Source organism: Algoriphagus namhaensis, assembly GCF_042649705.1.
Taxonomy (GTDB): domain Bacteria; phylum Bacteroidota; class Bacteroidia; order Cytophagales; family Cyclobacteriaceae; genus Algoriphagus; species Algoriphagus namhaensis.
In genome coordinates this window covers 1,031,221-1,046,673 of record NZ_JBHRZS010000007.1, presented here as the reverse complement: position 1 = coordinate 1,046,673, position 15,453 = coordinate 1,031,221, and the positions used below count along the sequence as shown (strand labels likewise).

At 40.8% G+C, this 15,453-nt stretch carries 12 protein-coding genes; 4 read left to right on the top strand and 8 right to left on the bottom strand.

Going from position 1 to position 15,453, the window contains the following annotated elements; genetic code table 11:
- Position 1 precedes the first annotated feature (1 nt).
- From ACFOSV_RS12815 to ACFOSV_RS12805, 3 genes are all read right to left on the bottom strand, one after another.
- On the bottom strand, positions 2-1,672 hold the full coding sequence (locus ACFOSV_RS12815; protein WP_377906410.1) for a DUF6909 family protein: 1,671 nt from the start codon (positions 1,670-1,672) through the stop codon (positions 2-4).
- A 24-nt stretch (positions 1,673-1,696) separates the two neighbouring features.
- The gene (msrA, locus tag ACFOSV_RS12810) at positions 1,697-2,269 is read right to left on the bottom strand and encodes a peptide-methionine (S)-S-oxide reductase MsrA (RefSeq protein WP_377906409.1); all 573 of its coding nucleotides are present in this window, start codon (positions 2,267-2,269) and stop codon (positions 1,697-1,699) included.
- Between the two features lie 72 nt (positions 2,270-2,341).
- A complete protein-coding gene (locus ACFOSV_RS12805; protein WP_377906408.1) occupies positions 2,342-2,887 on the bottom strand; it encodes a class I SAM-dependent methyltransferase in 546 nt (181 codons plus the stop codon).
- A 76-nt stretch (positions 2,888-2,963) separates the two neighbouring features.
- On the opposite strand from ACFOSV_RS12805, the gene ACFOSV_RS12800 reads away from it, so the two are divergent.
- Positions 2,964-4,967 (top strand): LTA synthase family protein, encoded by a 2,004-nt coding sequence (locus ACFOSV_RS12800; RefSeq protein ID WP_377906407.1) that lies wholly within the window; start codon positions 2,964-2,966, stop codon positions 4,965-4,967.
- On the opposite strand, the gene ACFOSV_RS12795 is transcribed toward ACFOSV_RS12800, so the two are convergent.
- Genes ACFOSV_RS12795 through ACFOSV_RS12775 form a run of 5 tightly spaced genes read right to left on the bottom strand, consistent with a single transcriptional unit; the run spans position 4,953 to position 10,758 of the window.
- The gene (locus ACFOSV_RS12795) at positions 4,953-6,149 is read right to left on the bottom strand and encodes a hypothetical protein (protein WP_377906406.1); all 1,197 of its coding nucleotides are present in this window, start codon (positions 6,147-6,149) and stop codon (positions 4,953-4,955) included. The two genes, ACFOSV_RS12800 and ACFOSV_RS12795, sit on opposite strands and share 15 nt — an antisense overlap.
- A gap of 8 nt (positions 6,150-6,157) precedes the next feature.
- Positions 6,158-7,378, bottom strand: a complete 1,221-nt coding sequence (locus ACFOSV_RS12790; protein WP_377906405.1) for a YaiO family outer membrane beta-barrel protein — start codon at positions 7,376-7,378, stop codon at positions 6,158-6,160.
- Positions 7,375-8,832 (bottom strand): glycosyltransferase family 2 protein, encoded by a 1,458-nt coding sequence (locus tag ACFOSV_RS12785; RefSeq protein ID WP_377906404.1) that lies wholly within the window; start codon positions 8,830-8,832, stop codon positions 7,375-7,377. The genes ACFOSV_RS12790 and ACFOSV_RS12785 overlap by 4 nt, the downstream gene beginning before the upstream one ends.
- Positions 8,825-10,372 carry a hypothetical protein gene (locus ACFOSV_RS12780; protein WP_377906403.1) on the bottom strand — a complete coding sequence of 516 codons (1,548 nt, stop codon included), beginning with the start codon at positions 10,370-10,372 and terminating at the stop codon, positions 8,825-8,827. The genes ACFOSV_RS12785 and ACFOSV_RS12780 overlap by 8 nt, the downstream gene beginning before the upstream one ends.
- A 26-nt stretch (positions 10,373-10,398) precedes the next feature.
- A complete protein-coding gene (locus tag ACFOSV_RS12775) occupies positions 10,399-10,758 on the bottom strand; it encodes a response regulator transcription factor (RefSeq protein ID WP_377906402.1) in 360 nt (119 codons plus the stop codon).
- 224 nt (positions 10,759-10,982) lie between these two features.
- Between ACFOSV_RS12775 and ACFOSV_RS12770 the strand changes: the two genes are divergently transcribed.
- Genes ACFOSV_RS12770 through ACFOSV_RS12760 form a run of 3 tightly spaced genes read left to right on the top strand, consistent with a single transcriptional unit; the run spans position 10,983 to position 15,374 of the window.
- Positions 10,983-12,677: an amidohydrolase family protein gene (locus ACFOSV_RS12770; protein ID WP_377906401.1), complete on the top strand. Its 1,695-nt coding sequence runs from the start codon at positions 10,983-10,985 to the stop codon at positions 12,675-12,677.
- Positions 12,678-12,679: 2 nt separating this feature from the next.
- Positions 12,680-14,056, top strand: coding sequence for an amidohydrolase (locus tag ACFOSV_RS12765; protein ID WP_377906400.1), 1,377 nt, complete (start codon positions 12,680-12,682; stop codon positions 14,054-14,056).
- Between the two features lie 19 nt (positions 14,057-14,075).
- The gene (locus ACFOSV_RS12760; protein WP_377906399.1) at positions 14,076-15,374 is read left to right on the top strand and encodes an amidohydrolase family protein; all 1,299 of its coding nucleotides are present in this window, start codon (positions 14,076-14,078) and stop codon (positions 15,372-15,374) included.
- Positions 15,375-15,453 lie beyond the last annotated feature (79 nt).

Here is a 15,453-nt window from a genome sequence, read left to right as displayed (position 1 = left end):
CTCACTTCTTTTTGAAGAGCTTCTCAAGAATCTTAAAGGTGATCAGATAAGTCGGTCTTACTCCTTCCATTCCCAAGGCTCCTGAAGCTAGAGTGCTACCTGTTTCTAATGGATTATCAGAGGCATAGTATGCATACAATATACGAACATTGGATTTGATGCTTTTTCTAATCTTCGAAGCCGATTGAATGGCCTTTTGATAATGCGCACCTTCCATCTCCAGTCCACAAGCATTCCATGATGACTCCATAAAATATTGCAAAATGTCCTTGTTTTGGAGGGATGTGCCGAGCACAGTGACCATGGATCCTGAATAAACACCTAATCCAAACCCCTCAAAATCAGATTTTTTGAACTCATTTTTAAATGGGTAATTATCTGCTGTCCCTTCAAAAACATGTGAATCAGGAATCATCAAATCACCTTTTCCACCTCGCAAAATCCCAGCTTTACCCATAATAGCAGTCGAAGCTACATTCAGTGGAATGGTTTTTCCCTTAGTTACATAAGGCTTTAAAAGTTCATCAAAACACTCGTACGCCTGCTCGCCAAAAGCGTAATCCATTACGACAAACACTGGCCGTTTTTTAAGATCTTCAACCAAATTCACACCTGGAATCAGCTCTGCTTTTGGCAGCTTCGCTGTGTCGATGATCTGAACACCGATATTGGTACCTGTGCTATCTGGCAAATTGATAAAGCCATGTTTGGAAGCAAATTTATCGATAGTCGAGCCATTCTTTTTCTTGTCTCCTAGACTTATGTCCATCGCTACATCCTCAAGATCATCGTATCCAGCTAGATTTAAAGTCTGAAAACCATAGACTGTGTTCTTTACAGAATGTAGGTTGGCAGAGATGACATGTAGCTCACGGTTTAGCAAATCATTGGACTCTAGGGTTTGCTTAATCTTGTCCGCCCATTGCTCACCATAAACGTGATGCCCAATTCTTTCCCGTAGGGTCGCTGAAAAGGAAATCTCACGATCAAGACCATCATGAGTTTCAGCCCAGGCAAGTTTACCCAAGTGGTAAACTATTGAAAAAAGACTATTGGAATTTGGGCTTTTTTCAAATTTATCCACCGCACGAATCGTTTCTTCAAACGTTCGCCCAATAAGATGACTGAGGTAAGCGCTTGCTGCTTCCTTATCAATCGGCTCTCCACTTTTTTCTTGAGCCACAATCTTTTCCAACATCTTCCAATTAGAAGAAATTCTCCCTTTTGGGTCTGTAGCATTTCTGAGAATTGTAGCTGACTCGATAAAGAGAAAGGTCAGGTGCGTCATGATATCGTATATATCCGATCGACCTCGAGTCATTTCCACATACATCACTTCTTCGTCGAGGCGATAGCAGTTTCTTCTTCGCTTTGGTGGAATAATCGCCTCTATATCTGTTCGTTCAAAGCCTTCTCTACTGATAAAGCGAATGTATCTGCACTCCTCTATTCCCCTCGGAAGTCTTTCCATTACATAAAGTAGACCATCGAGCTCCAGCTTTTCTTCATCTGTGATGGATCCGTAAATCTCTGGACTGAGAACCATTAGAGAGTTTACGAGACTTTCACCAGAAATACCCATGGGCTTGTAAACACCCCGGGTAAAAAGGTGTCTCATCGTGATATATAGGCGTTCTATCGCCGCTCTGGATTCTTGGGCTCTTGTTCTCATGCTGCAAAATTAGGGCAAATTTGCCTACTTCAAACGATCAGTAAAATATCGTTTCAGTTTATCGACCTTTGGCTTGATCACAAATTGACAATATGGTTGAACCCCATTCTGATTGTAAAAGTCTTGGTGATGATTTTCAGCAGGATAGAAATTGGCAAACTCGGTAATCTCAGTTACGATTGGCATTGGAAAAATATTTTTCTGATCTAAAGAAAGTTTGATTTCTTCAGCTAATGCCCGCTGCTCTTCAGAATGATAAAAAATGGCAGATCTGTACTGCGGACCTACATCATTCCCTTGTCTATTTAGCGTAGTAGGATCGTGTGTTCCCCAAAAAATCTCAAGCAAGCTCTCAAAACTTACAATTTTGGGATCAAAGACAATTTGCAAAACTTCAGCATGGCCAGTAGTACCATTGCATACTTCACGGTATGGAGGATCAGGGACAAAACCGCCTGAATATCCAGACACTACTGATTCAACTCCTTTTACTCGTTGAAAAACGGCCTCAATACACCAAAAGCATCCAGCTCCAAACGTAGCCAGTTCTTTTCCCGCAGGTACATTTACTTCAGTCTTTGGTAAGAAATCACTCATTACTCCCGAAAATTAGTTGGGTAATTAACTAGTTACTGCCCCGATAAGTTGCATCTACCAAGAAACTTTCGCCTAAGAGTTACAAACCATGACAAAAGCAGGTGGCAGGTTTTTTAAAGTGAACTCTACATTCACCTTTTTGAAATGTTTTTTGAACAGATTCTTCAAAACATAGGAATAACAAATAGCGACAAAAAATCCCTTTTTAGACAAGTGGGTGGCCGATTGAGAGAGAATTCGGGTAGTAGCTTCTTTAGAAATAAGGGTAAAGGGAAGAGAACAGAAAATAAAATCAATCTCCTCTCCATTGAGATAATTGGCCAAGTTTTCTGCCGAGTCATTAATGATCTCAACATTTTCTTGCGAAAACTCCTTACGCATGACTTCACAAAAAGACTCGTTGATTTCAAATACTAGGAGTCGTGCATTTGTGGGAAGACGCTCCACAATGCCACGAGTGATACTACCATCTCCCCCACCCAGTTCTACTATCACCTTTGCGTCGTCCAGACTAACGGTATTTACCATTTTTTGCACGAGAGCCTTTGAACTGAAGGTTAATGCTCCTGTGGTTGATAAATTACTATATAGCTCTAGCAGAAGATTGGACTTGCCCATGGGTGTATTAAATTAACATGAAGATACTTCATTGAACTTTCTTTTCTTTATTTTTAGCAAAAAATGACCCGTTTTTATGGCTCAAGTTGCGGCTATCCGCTCAAAGCTTCCTTCTCAACTCACACATAGTTTTCAGAAATTTTGGGGTATGGCCCTGATTTTCTTAGTGTTGACTTTGGCACTTAGATTATTAGAAAGCTACCTAGTATTTCAAAACCATGTTCTGGATTTCAGCTTTTCTGAGGTATTCATTTCATGTCTGTTGAATGACATAAATTGGACCGCATATTTTCTGGGTTTGCTGCTGATATTGTACTTTTTTTTCGATTTTATTTCGCCGGTATTCGCCAAGTTCTTTGTTCAGCTAGCCCTGTGTTTAGAGCTTGTTGTTCAGGGATTACTCACTTTCTACTTTACCAAAACTTTATTACCCCTAGGACAGGATTTATTCGCTTACAGCAGAAAGGACCTGATCCTCACAGTTCAAGCAAGTGGGCAGCTAAATGCTGTCAATGGAGTCCTTTTCGTCTTACTCTTTGGCCTACTTTTCTATCTTTTGAATCTTGGGACTCGATGGTTCAAATTCAAGCCTAAAGTGCTTCTCACCCTCTCTATTACTATTTTTTTTATTCTGATTTCAAGTTTTGCGCTAAAGGAATACCAGCAAGACGAACTTAACGTGAACAGAAAGAATATAACCTTAAATAAGGTTCAATACTTAGCCTTCGAGAGCTTCGACTACTTTATGTATCCGGGAGAATATTACTTTGATTTCTTTCTTCGGTCTGCAAATGATGCACTCTTTGTCCAAAAAGATTTTAAAGACAATTCCTATCCTTTCGCATTTGAAGCAGATTACCCAGATGTACTGAGTCCATTTTTTGACAGCTTGGATCAGGCTCCTGACATTGTAATTGTTTTGATTGAAAGTCTAGGCAAGGCCTATTCGGGCAAAGATGCCTATCTGGGAAGCTTTACTCCATTTTTGGATAGTCTGGAGAATCACAGCTTGGTTTGGACCAATGCGATTTCGTCAACAGGCCGAACCTTCGGGATACTTCCGGGAATTTTAAGTGGACTTCCTTATGGAAACACGGGATTTTTGGAATTACAACAGAATTACCCAAATCATAACTCACTGATTAGTCAACTAGCCAAAACTGGCTATGAATCACATTACTTTATTGGCGCCGATCGCAACTTTGATCATCAAGGAGCCTTTTTGAATTACCAAGGAATAGATCACTTGAATGATATCCGTACGTTTGATTCAAAATTTGAAAAATCCCCAAGTAACAACGGCTTTTCATGGGGGTACGCTGATAAAGAGTTAATTAGAGATGCACTACAAAAATTACCTTTAGCTCCTAATAAACCTCAACTTCGAATTATTCAGACCCAAACTTCACACGACCCTTACATCGTCCCTGAGCGGCCGTATTATTCAGAGAAATTCCAAAAACATCTTAGTGAAAAACTTCGCCTATCTATAGACCAAATTGAAGATTACAGAGTCTATCAAGATATCTACATGACCATTCTTTATGCAGATGACGCAGTTAAAGAATTCATCAATGAATATCAAAAAAGACCGGAATTTAAAAATACGATTTTCATATTTACTGGAGACCATCGACTTCCGGAAATCCCAATGGCGTCCAGATTGGATCGATTTCATGTTCCCCTGATGATTTATTCTCCCAAAATCAATCGACCTAGCTATTTTAAAGGAATGATTAGCCACTTTGAGGTGACTCCATCGCTTTTGGCCTTTTTAGAAGGGCAAGGGTTTTTGGAAATGGAAACTTCGATGGCGTGGATGGGGCAAGTTCTAGATACAGCGGCTAATTTTCAGGCAAAGCTTGCTATGCCACTGATGAGGAATAAAAATCAGCTTTTGGACTACATAGGTGGAGAATATATGCTTTCCGAAGGAGAACTTTTTGTTATCTCAGACAACCTAAATATAGATCCCGCAGTCGCTCCAAATATATCGAATCAGCTCTTAGGAGAATTTGAGGAGTTTAAAAACAAAAACAATTACATGATGGAGACTCGAAGGTTATTACCTCTTCGGTAATTTCTTTTCTGCTTTTCGTAATGCGCTCTTTTTTAAAATCTGAGACATCAATGGGTAGTAATAGTTCCAAAAAAATGCCTCACGATCATTATAATTCGAAATAAGGTGCAATCCTCTCCATAAGCCAGGAAGTCCAGTAAAGTGAGATGAACCGAGGTCTTGGCGCAGATCCGAAAAATCACCAGACAGGTAATACAACTGACCTTCGCTCGTATCCTGGACAACCGCCGCTGGAAAGAACCGAGGCAATCCCATATCTCTTAGCTTTTGCATGCCTTGGGATGTAGGATTAATATCATAATAGGAGATCACTTCATAACTTCTTTCAACCAATACAATATCAAACCAATCCGGATACGGCATTATCTCCGGAAGATCGAAACCATGCTTGTTAATGGGCTGTGTCCGGATTTCTGGAATGTTATTTAAATAATCAGTTTCTGATTGAAGGGCAAAAAGTCGTCCATCCTCATGAACAAAGATGATTCCTGACCCCTCTGGCAGCCAATTCCCTTGATTTTGTGCTTTATACTCTCGTATAAACCAATCAGGAATATCAGGATTAGGGATGGTATCAGAGGTCTCATAATATCGACCAATCCATCCAGTCCACTTGATCCCCATCAGATTTTCAAATTCGACTCTATTTTTTCGTGAAGTCGGAGAAGCCATAGTATTGTATTCTGCCACTATGGTCTTATTATTTGCTCTTGCCTCACGGATCAGTAAAATATCCTTGGCTGATAGTCCTCCATAGATCTTAGACGATATATCCTCAGATTCCCCTTCGATGAAATCATCCTGGAATACACCATAGGTATCTGCAAAGAATATAAAGTCCTTGGATCTGGCTAATTCAACTACCTCGGCCTCCGATAAAACTCCTAACCCCTTGGATTCACCAAAAGTGGCCGATCCATCTGGAAAAAAACCAAAATAATCTTTGTCGGAATTATATTTATTACCATCCTCTTTAACAAATCTCAGATGATCAAGAATCCAGAAAAAAGAAGAATGTTCCCGCCGCATTTCGCTAGCAACCGTTTTATCAACCACAAGGATTTGGAATTTAGTGGTTGGATAAAAATACCAAAATGCAAAGCTCAGCAGAGGAATTCCAATCAAAATGACAATGAAGGGTATAAATCGCTTGAAATAAACTTTAGATTCTTCGTTTATCATGGATCTCATCAAAATCTAAACTCTGCTCCCACAGAAATATTCAAATTATTTCTAAATCTACCTTCTGACAATTCATCTCGGCTATAGCCTGTAAAGCCAAAAATCATAAACCTAGGTCGGATCAATTCCTGATAGCCTAAACGTACTCGATATGAATTCAAAAGCTGAGAGGGATCACGGCTTTCTTCGTCAGGTGATACTCCTGTACTTCCTTGAATACTGAAAAAATCTTCCGCTGTTCTGAAATAATATCGAGCCTGCAAATTGCCAGATACTCCAACACTTGATTCATCAGGTATCACATTCACCCTCATATTAATCCACCAATTTCCCGCGTATTTGCCAATAGATGAGGTATAAATATGGGTCGCCTCTGTAAAACCTAAGTAGCGATATCCAAGCTCTAGTTCCCAAGCTTTTGGAAGGTTTTGATAAATGGATATCCCCGTTCTGAACTTTGGGAAGAAATCTGTGGAAGAGCCACCTATGTTGATATAGGCATATGAATTCTTCCATAATGCGGGATAGGCATCTAATTCAAAAAGAGTACCTGTATCATCAAATCGCCAGCTTTGAGTTACTCTGGCAATCAATGCTCCAGTCAGTTTAGTACGAGTTCGACCATAAATCGACGCTGTATTCCAATTACTAATATCGCCAAAGAAACTATCGTAATCGTAGGTGAAACCGAAAGCATTTGTACTCCTCAAGCGTTGAAGATTACTCATAAAGGCTAATAAATCCTTGTTTTCATATCCAGTCTCAAAAAGACTGTCCGCCATCTCATAGGCAGCATCATAATCTTCTTGGTAGTAAAAAAGTCGAGCTTCTTTATATTTAAGATTAGTGGGCAATGGATTTAAACTACCTTTCGCTCGATCTAGAATTCGACTTGCCGCATCGTATTCACTTGCCCACATCAGATTATCAAGATATGCCGAATAACCATCTTCATAAGCTGGTGCGGCAACAATGGCGCGCTCTAAATAAATACTAGCTGAGTCGTTCTTTCCTTCCCAGGCATAACTTCTTCCTACCAAAATCAAGATATCCGCATAATCTGGATACCCATTCAGAGCTCTGAAGGCAATTTTTCGACCCTCATCGTATTTTCCATCAAAAATCAACTCCCTAGCGTCGAGAAGCATCTGATCAGGATCAAAGGAATCCTGTGCCCAAACTAATTGGGATCCTAAAACCATTAAGAAAAAAGCTATAATTCTCTTCATAACTGGGTGGTTTTAAGTTTCTTCTTATCCTCAGCTTTTTTGAATCCACCATGGATCATCTTACCCCAGCCGCCTTTGCCTTTTATGAAATCCCAATGTCCTCGAATCCCCCACCAAATTATTTGTGGGTGAATAGCAAAAGGCTCTACTAAAATGGTTCTTATTAGTCTGTTGAGGTCCTTTTTATCCTTATAGTTATTGTAAAAAATCTGCTCGAAGAGAATGCTAAAACTCGAAACCATCACGAAGAGCAAGTACATTACTATGAATAATGCTATGAAAAAGAAGACGCTAAAATCTCCCAATAAAATTAAAAGGAGTGTGTATAATATTCCTCCCCCTTCAATGATCGGGGCAAATTTCTCAAAGAGCGACCAATAGGGATAGGATACCATTCCCATTACGCCATATTTTGGATTCAATTTGATTTTTTGATGAAGTTGAAGAGTCTCAATCGTGCCTCTAATCCATCGGTTTCGTTGTTTGGAAAGGATATCAACTGTCTCGGGTACCTCGGTCCAACATAAAGGATCTGGCACAAAATCCACCTTGTAAGGAACCCCTTTTTCCTCCATATGCCGTCGCATACGAACTATTAATTCCATGTCTTCTCCAACTGTCTTGGTCAAGTAGCCTCCAACTTCCAAGACCAAGTCTCGTCTGAAAAAACCAAAAGCTCCAGAAATCAGGATTAACCCGTTTATTCGATTTGCGGCCATTCGACCCATCAGGAAAGCCCGAAAATACTCGATGACTTGAAATCTACCTAGTAAGGAATCAGGGGCGCGATATTTGGTTACCGTTCCGTCCGTAATATCACAATTGTTTGCGATTCCAATCACTCCTCCCACGGCAATTACTTTACGATTCACCTCCGACATAAATGGGCGAACCATCTTAAGAATAGAGTCACTGGATAGGATACAGTCCACATCTATGCAAGCCAATAACTCTCCAGAGGAGACATTGATTCCGGCGTTTAGTGCATCCGCCTTACCTCCATTCTCCTTATCGACTACTATGAGTTTTTCAAAAGAAGAGTTTGGCGACTTATATACTCCATTAACCCGTGCCGTAGGAATAGACTCCTCATAGGCAAAAGGCACCTTCACTAAATCAAAGGCTTCTACCAAACGTGCCAAAGTATCGTCCTTTGACCCATCGTTGATAATAATTACCTCTAGTTTGGCATAATGAAGTGACAAAAGACTTTTGGCATTTTGAACGATACTCTCGGCCTCATTAAACGCAGGCGCTACAATGGAAACCTCGGGTACTAAAGGAGAAGAAATAATATCCTCATAATCAGTAAAACGATTTCTCCGTCTATGATTTCTCATTTCAATGGCGCTCAGAATCATGATTATCACATACACAACCACCACAGAGAGACTCATCACTAGGAAAAAGATCCCCAAAAACTCTATGAGTAAATAGAAAAGATAGTTATACATGCGTCAATATTTTATTGTCTAAATGCCGCTGGATTTTCAATACCTCGGGATCATCAGAAATGATTCCATACTCCTCATAACCTCCCTGACTCAGTGTTTTCATACTTGAGAGCATGGCCTTTTTCATATCAAATGAAACTTCTTCTTCCAAGCCCTTATAGAGAAAAGGCAAACAGGATTCATCGCCAACGGTACCAAGTGCCCGTGCCATTGCCAAACGAACGTCTGCTACTGATGAATTCATAAATGAAACAATCAGCTCCATATCTAATGGGGCACCTAATTGCTGAAATGTTTCGATGATTTCTATTTGTTCTACTGGGCTAGCTGTAGGCACTAGTCCAATAAGTTGCTCAAGGTATTCTAGTTTACCTAAATGTCTAACCAGCTTGATACCAAACAGCCTAACACTCTGATTTTGAGAGTTAAATAAGGTTTTGATTCTCAAAGATCTATCAGAGTAAGAATATTTGATCGTTCGAAGTAGCGTGACCTGCTGCCAATCAGAAAGTGGATAGCTCATATCCTTTAAAAAAGATAAATCAACTTCCTCTGAAAGGTGAATCAGCGTGGTACTCACTTGAGATCGTATGTAAAAGTTGGGGCTATTGACAAACTTCTTTACTTCTGGCAAAAACTCGTAAAGTGCCATTTCATTGATCTGAACTAAAGCGGAAACTTTAGAATCCCATTGGCTATCTTGAAGCAGTTTTGAAGTGGTCTTGGGCAAGCCTAATCGCCTGAAAAGGGCTTTTAATTTGTCATTTGATTCGCCTCTTAGTTTTTTATTTAATCTTAAAATTTGATCCACAAGCACCTTTTGGTATAACTTCTTTTTCATTTTTTCCTTGGGGAAAAATGTAAAGAGCTCCTCATCAGAAATACTTTCTATTTCTCCTAAATCCCGCTCAAAAAGTATTACTGAAAGTGGATTTGCAATCTGCCCTTCATATTCCTTCCTTAATTGATCAGTCTTGTTGATCCTTGATTTAAAAATCAGCATAAAAACAATCATACCAAAAACCACGACAAAGAGTATTGCAGTGATTGCTGTAATTAAAAAGACCTTGAAATTGGTAAAAAACCCAAAGCCTTCCCTAAATGCGGGTTCGTACGGCTGGCGACTTGCCAAACCTATATAGTCTCTTTGGTCACTCGCTCCTTTGGGAAATAGCAATTCACTGTTTAGCAGATTAGTCACAAACTCTTGTGCAGTAGCGAGATCACCATTTTCCTGATAAATTTTAAAAACCAAATAATCTGAATCGACAGGAAGCTCCAAGTAATTCAGCAGTGAAAGTGTCGAGTCGATGCTTCCGAAACTTTGACTTTTTAAATTTTCGCCCTCAGCAGTAAAAAATTGAGAAATCGAATCTTGTTGGATTTCTTGATGTGGGATTAAAAGAAAGGACTTGAGCCCGGTTATCTCACCTTGATTCTCAAGAAAATTCAAAAATTCTTCAGGATCCTTAAAAGCATATTCTGCCTCTTGTGCAAAACCAGAGGTCTGGATTAATATGCTGAAACATATGCTCAACATAAAACCAACTATGATCCGAGTAGCGATCAAGTCAATACTCGTTTGATTCGTATCGCAAGCTCATTGGGATTGAATGGCTTGGATATAAAATCTGTGACTCCTAGATGGAAAGCTTCAATAACCGTTCGCTCCTCGTCTCCTAATGCGCTCAAAACAATAATAGGCGTTTCCGGTCTCATTTTTTTTGCAAAATGAATTATCTCCAATCCGCTTTTAAAAGGAATCATCACATCTGTAATGATCAGATCGTATTCATTTTCCTCTATTTCACGAATACCTGCATTACCATCTTGTACCAGTACGATGTGGTATCCCTCTTTATTCAAGCGAAACTGAACCAAGCTGGAAATAAGGGCATCATCTTCTATTACTAAAATTTTTTTCATTTCAGAATTTGTTGGGTGCAGTTAAATGAATTATCCATTCAAATGGTGGTGATAACCGCTGACGTAAAAGTAATTGAGTTGTGGTCTTTTTGAAAGTCACTTAAAAGCATTTCAAACAACTTTGGTAGCCATTGATCAAAAAATAGCCGCTTAAAATATAATAGTCCTAAAATCGGGAAGTCAATTTCGTAGCTTCGCTTGCAAAGAAAACCATCAGTTTACACATGAAAAAAACTCTATCTAGGCTAGTTGTCTCTACCCTGATGCTTTCAATTTGGTTCACCTCCCAAAATTCTTGGGCTCAAAGTGATCCAACTGGAATGCGTAGGATTACGGACACCTATGCCATTACAAATGCAACTGTCTTTACAGCCCCCGGCAAGGAGGGTATGAAAGCTACTGTTTTGATGCGAAATGGCATCATAGCAGGAATGGGTGCCAACCTCAGTATCCCAAGCGAAGCAAGGGTAATCGCAGGTGACTCACTTTATATTTATCCAGGATTCCTGGCTGGAAATAGTGATGCCGGTGTTACCAAACCTGAAGATCCTGAAAGACCCAAAGACTTTGTGTCATCCAATCCACCTGATGAAATCGCAGGAATCACTCCCTGGAGATCAGCTGTAGATCAATACAGCACTTCCGGATCTGGTGTAGATGATCTCAGAAAAGCTGGATTTACTGTAGTGCAAGTGTCCCCAGACGGAGGCATGATCGCTGGTAAGTCAGCTATTATGGTTTTGGGAAATCCAGATCATTCTAACCTAATCGCTGAAAACACTGCCTTGGCTACAAGTTTTAGAAGTGCTCGAGGCATGTATCCAGGTACAGCTGCCGGCGTAATGGCAAAATTCAGAGATGTATATAAAAATGCTGAGCTCACGAAAACTCATGCAGCCAAGTACAATTCTTCAACAGGTGCTCGTAGACCTGAAATCACTGATACTAATCAAGCGATGATGGATGTGATCTCTGGCGAGGTGCCAGTCCTTTTCTCTGCAGATGATGAGTTTGAGATCAGACGAGTATTGAAGCTACAAAAAGAACTAGGCTTCAAATTGATCTTGACAGACTTAGAAAATTATGCTGACGTGATTCCAGAAATTAAAGCAAGCGGAGCTGGAGTTTTGATCAAATTGGAAGTGCCTGATGACAAGGCTTCTAAAAAAGAAATGGATGATGCTAGCGAGGACGCTAAAATGCAACTGGAGCGAGTAAAGCAGGCCTATCAAGAGGCTGTTTCTCAAGCCGCCAAACTTGAAGAAGCTGGAATTCCATTTGCATTTTCTGCAAGCGATATCAAAGCAAACGATGTCATGAGTGCTTTGAAAACCATGATGGAAAATGGACTTTCCGAAGCAGGCGCAATGGCTGCATTAACGACCAACCCAGCAAATATGCTTGGATTATCGAAAGTCGCTGGAACTTTGGCTCAAGGTAAAATGGCCAACATGGTCATCGCCACAGGTCCTCTATTTGAGGAGGACAGCCAAATCAAGCATGTGGTAGTCGATGGATATATTTTTGACTACGAAACCAAATCCAAAAAGGCTAAATCAGCCAATGGGGCTTCATCTGATGTTCAGATCGAAGGAGTATGGGACTATGAAACAGAAAGCCCTGCTGGAAGCGGAGAAGGAACTATCACCATCTCCAAGTCGGGAGATGAGTACGAAGGAACCATCACCTACGATGATCCATCAGGATCAGGAAAAGCAAGCGCGCCTATTTCCAATATTGAATTGAATGGCAACAGCCTAAGTTTTACATTTCAGGTGAATGCGCAAGGTATGTCTATCGATATAGAAGTCAGTGGTGACATCACCGGCAATACTATGGATGGTAGCATGAGCTTAGGACAATTTGGTTCTTTCCCTCTGACTGCCACACTTAATCCTTCCCAAACCACAATCAAGTAATTATGAAAAAGACACAAATCATTATTGCGGTTTTGCTGGGACTTATTAGCCACTTGTCTTTGGCTCAAACTCCCAAAGGAAGCGTACTAATACAAAACGCAACAGTATTAACAGTGACAGGTGGTACACTTGAAGACACTGACGTACTGGTACAGGATGGCCTGATCAAAAAGATTGGTCAAGACCTAAAAGCACCAAATGGTGTGGAAGTAATCGATGCCGCGGGCAAATATTTGATGCCAGGTATAATTGATGCGCACTCTCACGTTGGATTGGACGTGGTAAATGAAGCTACCTCCCCTATTACCGCTGAAGTTCAAATGAAGGACGTGGTAAATCCAACTAGCATCGGAATCTACAGAGCCCTTGCGGGTGGAGTGACTATCTCTCATGCAATGCATGGCTCTGCCAATGTGATTGGTGGACAAAATGCCACTCTGAAGCACAGATGGGGAACCAAGAATCCTGAAGATATCATCATGAAGGATGCTCCACGTACGATTAAGTTTGCTTTGGGTGAAAACCCAACTCGAGTGCATGGTCGTGGAAATGGCATTCAGCCTAGAACACGAATGGGTGTGGAAGCTGTCATTCGCAATGGCTTCAATGAAGCACTTCAGTACAAAAAAGCTTGGGCTGATTACAATGCTAATGCTTCCAATGGCACAAGCGTTCCTCCAAAATACAATGAGCGTCTCCAAACACTGGTAGACATCCTAGACGGAAAGATCATTATCCATTGTCACTCTTACCGTGCAGATGAAATCTACATGCTAATCAATGTGGCCAAGGATTTCGGGATTTCTAAGCTAGTATTCCAGCACACAAATGAAGGCTTTAAAGTGGCTCCAGAGATCGCTGAGTATACCATGGGTGCCTCTGTCTTTGCAGATTGGTGGGCATACAAGTTTGAGGTGTATTACTCTACTGCTTTTAATGCAGCTATTTTAACTAAGAATGGAGCAGTAACTTCCATCAACTCTGATTCTGCAGAATTGATTCGTCACCTTTATCATGAGGCGGCTAAGACCCAGCGTTATGGAGGATTGACTGAAGAGGAGGCCTTGTCCTTGATTACCATCAACCCAGCTCGTCAATTAGGCATAGCTGATAAGGTGGGATCTATCGAGGAAGGAAAGCAAGGTGATTTGGTCATCTTTAATGAGCATCCACTCTCTGTTTATGCTGTACCTCAAATGACTTTTGTCGATGGAGTGAAGTATTTCGACATCAAGGAGGACAAGGACGATCAGCGATTGATGGTAAGCGCTACTGAAATGGTAGAGCCTATTTTCCTTTCGGAAGAAAATCATCGATGTATGCAGGATACGGAGTTTTTCCTAGAGACTGCCAATGCACTATTTAATCACAACCATTAATCATCAATCAAGAGAAGAAATGAAAAGAATGAATAAAAACATTTTCGCCTTCCTTTTAGCTATGCTGCCTTTTATGGCCGTGGCGCAGATTGATGGCGAATTTATAAAACCACGTACCGGGACTTTCTTATTGAAGAATGCCACGGTGGTAACGGTAACAAACGGAACGCTTGAAAATACTTCTGTTTTGATCAAAGACGGAATGATAGCAGGTGTTGGAACCAACCTTTCTGAGGCTGGAGCTGAAGTCGTTGATCTTACAGGAATGTTTATTTACCCTGGAATGATCGATGGAGGTACAAGCCTAGGAGCTGTGGAAGTAAGTTCTGTTGCTGAAACTGTAGACAACCGCGAAATCGGAAATGTCACTCCAAATATGCAAATCCTTACCACCATCAATCCAAATTCTGAGGCAATTCCAGTAACCCGGGTTTCTGGCGTAACCACAGTTTTGACGAAGCCAGATGGAGGATTATTCCCTGGAACAGCAGCTTTGATCAACCTAAATGGCTACACGCCAGATCAAATGTATGCAGGTTTCAAAGGAGTTGTCATGAACTTCCCAAGCTCTGCCCGTAGAGGTAGATTTGATCGACGATCTGATGATGATATCAAAAAGGATAATGAGAAAGCCCTTAAGGATGCTAATGAGATCTGGGAAAATGCCAAAAACTTCAACAGTTTGAAAGGACAGGGCGCCACCCTTCAGTACTATCCAGAAATGGAGCAACTCGCGAAGGTAATTGCCAAAGAACTTCCTTTGCTGATCGAAGTAAATGCGGCAGGCGATATCAAAAATGCTATCGAATGGGTGAAAGACAAGGACGTGAATGTGATCTTAATGGGTGTGGATGAAGGCTGGAGAGTGGCTGATGAAATCGCAGCCTCTGGCATTCCTGTAATCACTGGACCAGTTCAGGATTTACCAACTCGTGACTCCGATCGCTATGATGCAGCTTATGCCAATCCAGGTAAAATGCTCGCAGCTGGTGTGAAGGTGGCAATCCGAACCAACGAGACAGAAAACGTGAGAAACCTTCCTTTCCATGCGGCTTATGCAGCGGCCTATGGAATGGGTAAAGAAGAAGCCTTGAAAGCGGTGACTATCGTTCCTGCTGAAATCTTTGGTTTAGCTGACAAATACGGATCGATTGAGGAAGGAAAAGTGGCTAATCTTGTCGTGGCTACAGGTGATCCTTTCGAAACTAGCAGTGACATCATGCATGTGTTTATCGAAGGATATAGAATTCCTTTATCCAATAGACACATCAGATTGTATCAGGAGTTCTTGGAAAGAGATCCAGGACTGAATAAGTAATTTTCAAATTATTGAGAGACCACAAGTAAATCCTTCATCACTGAAGGGTTTCTTGTGGTTTTTCTTTGTAGTATATTTC

What these genes read in the sequence shown, in the direction of transcription:
- ACFOSV_RS12815 (WP_377906410.1), bottom strand. Translation starts at nt 1,672, where the DNA reads ATGAGAACAAGAGCCCAAGAATCCAGAGCGGCGATAGAACGCCTATAT.
- msrA (WP_377906409.1), bottom strand. Translation starts at nt 2,269, where the DNA reads ATGAGTGATTTCTTACCAAAGACTGAAGTAAATGTACCTGCGGGAAAA.
- ACFOSV_RS12805 (WP_377906408.1), bottom strand. Translation starts at nt 2,887, where the DNA reads ATGGGCAAGTCCAATCTTCTGCTAGAGCTATATAGTAATTTATCAACC.
- ACFOSV_RS12800 (WP_377906407.1), top strand. Translation starts at nt 2,964, where the DNA reads ATGGCTCAAGTTGCGGCTATCCGCTCAAAGCTTCCTTCTCAACTCACA.
- ACFOSV_RS12795 (WP_377906406.1), bottom strand. Translation starts at nt 6,149, where the DNA reads ATGATAAACGAAGAATCTAAAGTTTATTTCAAGCGATTTATACCCTTC.
- ACFOSV_RS12790 (WP_377906405.1), bottom strand. Translation starts at nt 7,378, where the DNA reads ATGAAGAGAATTATAGCTTTTTTCTTAATGGTTTTAGGATCCCAATTA.
- ACFOSV_RS12785 (WP_377906404.1), bottom strand. Translation starts at nt 8,832, where the DNA reads ATGTATAACTATCTTTTCTATTTACTCATAGAGTTTTTGGGGATCTTT.
- ACFOSV_RS12780 (WP_377906403.1), bottom strand. Translation starts at nt 10,372, where the DNA reads ATGTTGAGCATATGTTTCAGCATATTAATCCAGACCTCTGGTTTTGCA.
- ACFOSV_RS12775 (WP_377906402.1), bottom strand. Translation starts at nt 10,758, where the DNA reads ATGAAAAAAATTTTAGTAATAGAAGATGATGCCCTTATTTCCAGCTTG.
- ACFOSV_RS12770 (WP_377906401.1), top strand. Translation starts at nt 10,983, where the DNA reads ATGAAAAAAACTCTATCTAGGCTAGTTGTCTCTACCCTGATGCTTTCA.
- ACFOSV_RS12765 (WP_377906400.1), top strand. Translation starts at nt 12,680, where the DNA reads ATGAAAAAGACACAAATCATTATTGCGGTTTTGCTGGGACTTATTAGC.
- ACFOSV_RS12760 (WP_377906399.1), top strand. Translation starts at nt 14,076, where the DNA reads ATGAAAAGAATGAATAAAAACATTTTCGCCTTCCTTTTAGCTATGCTG.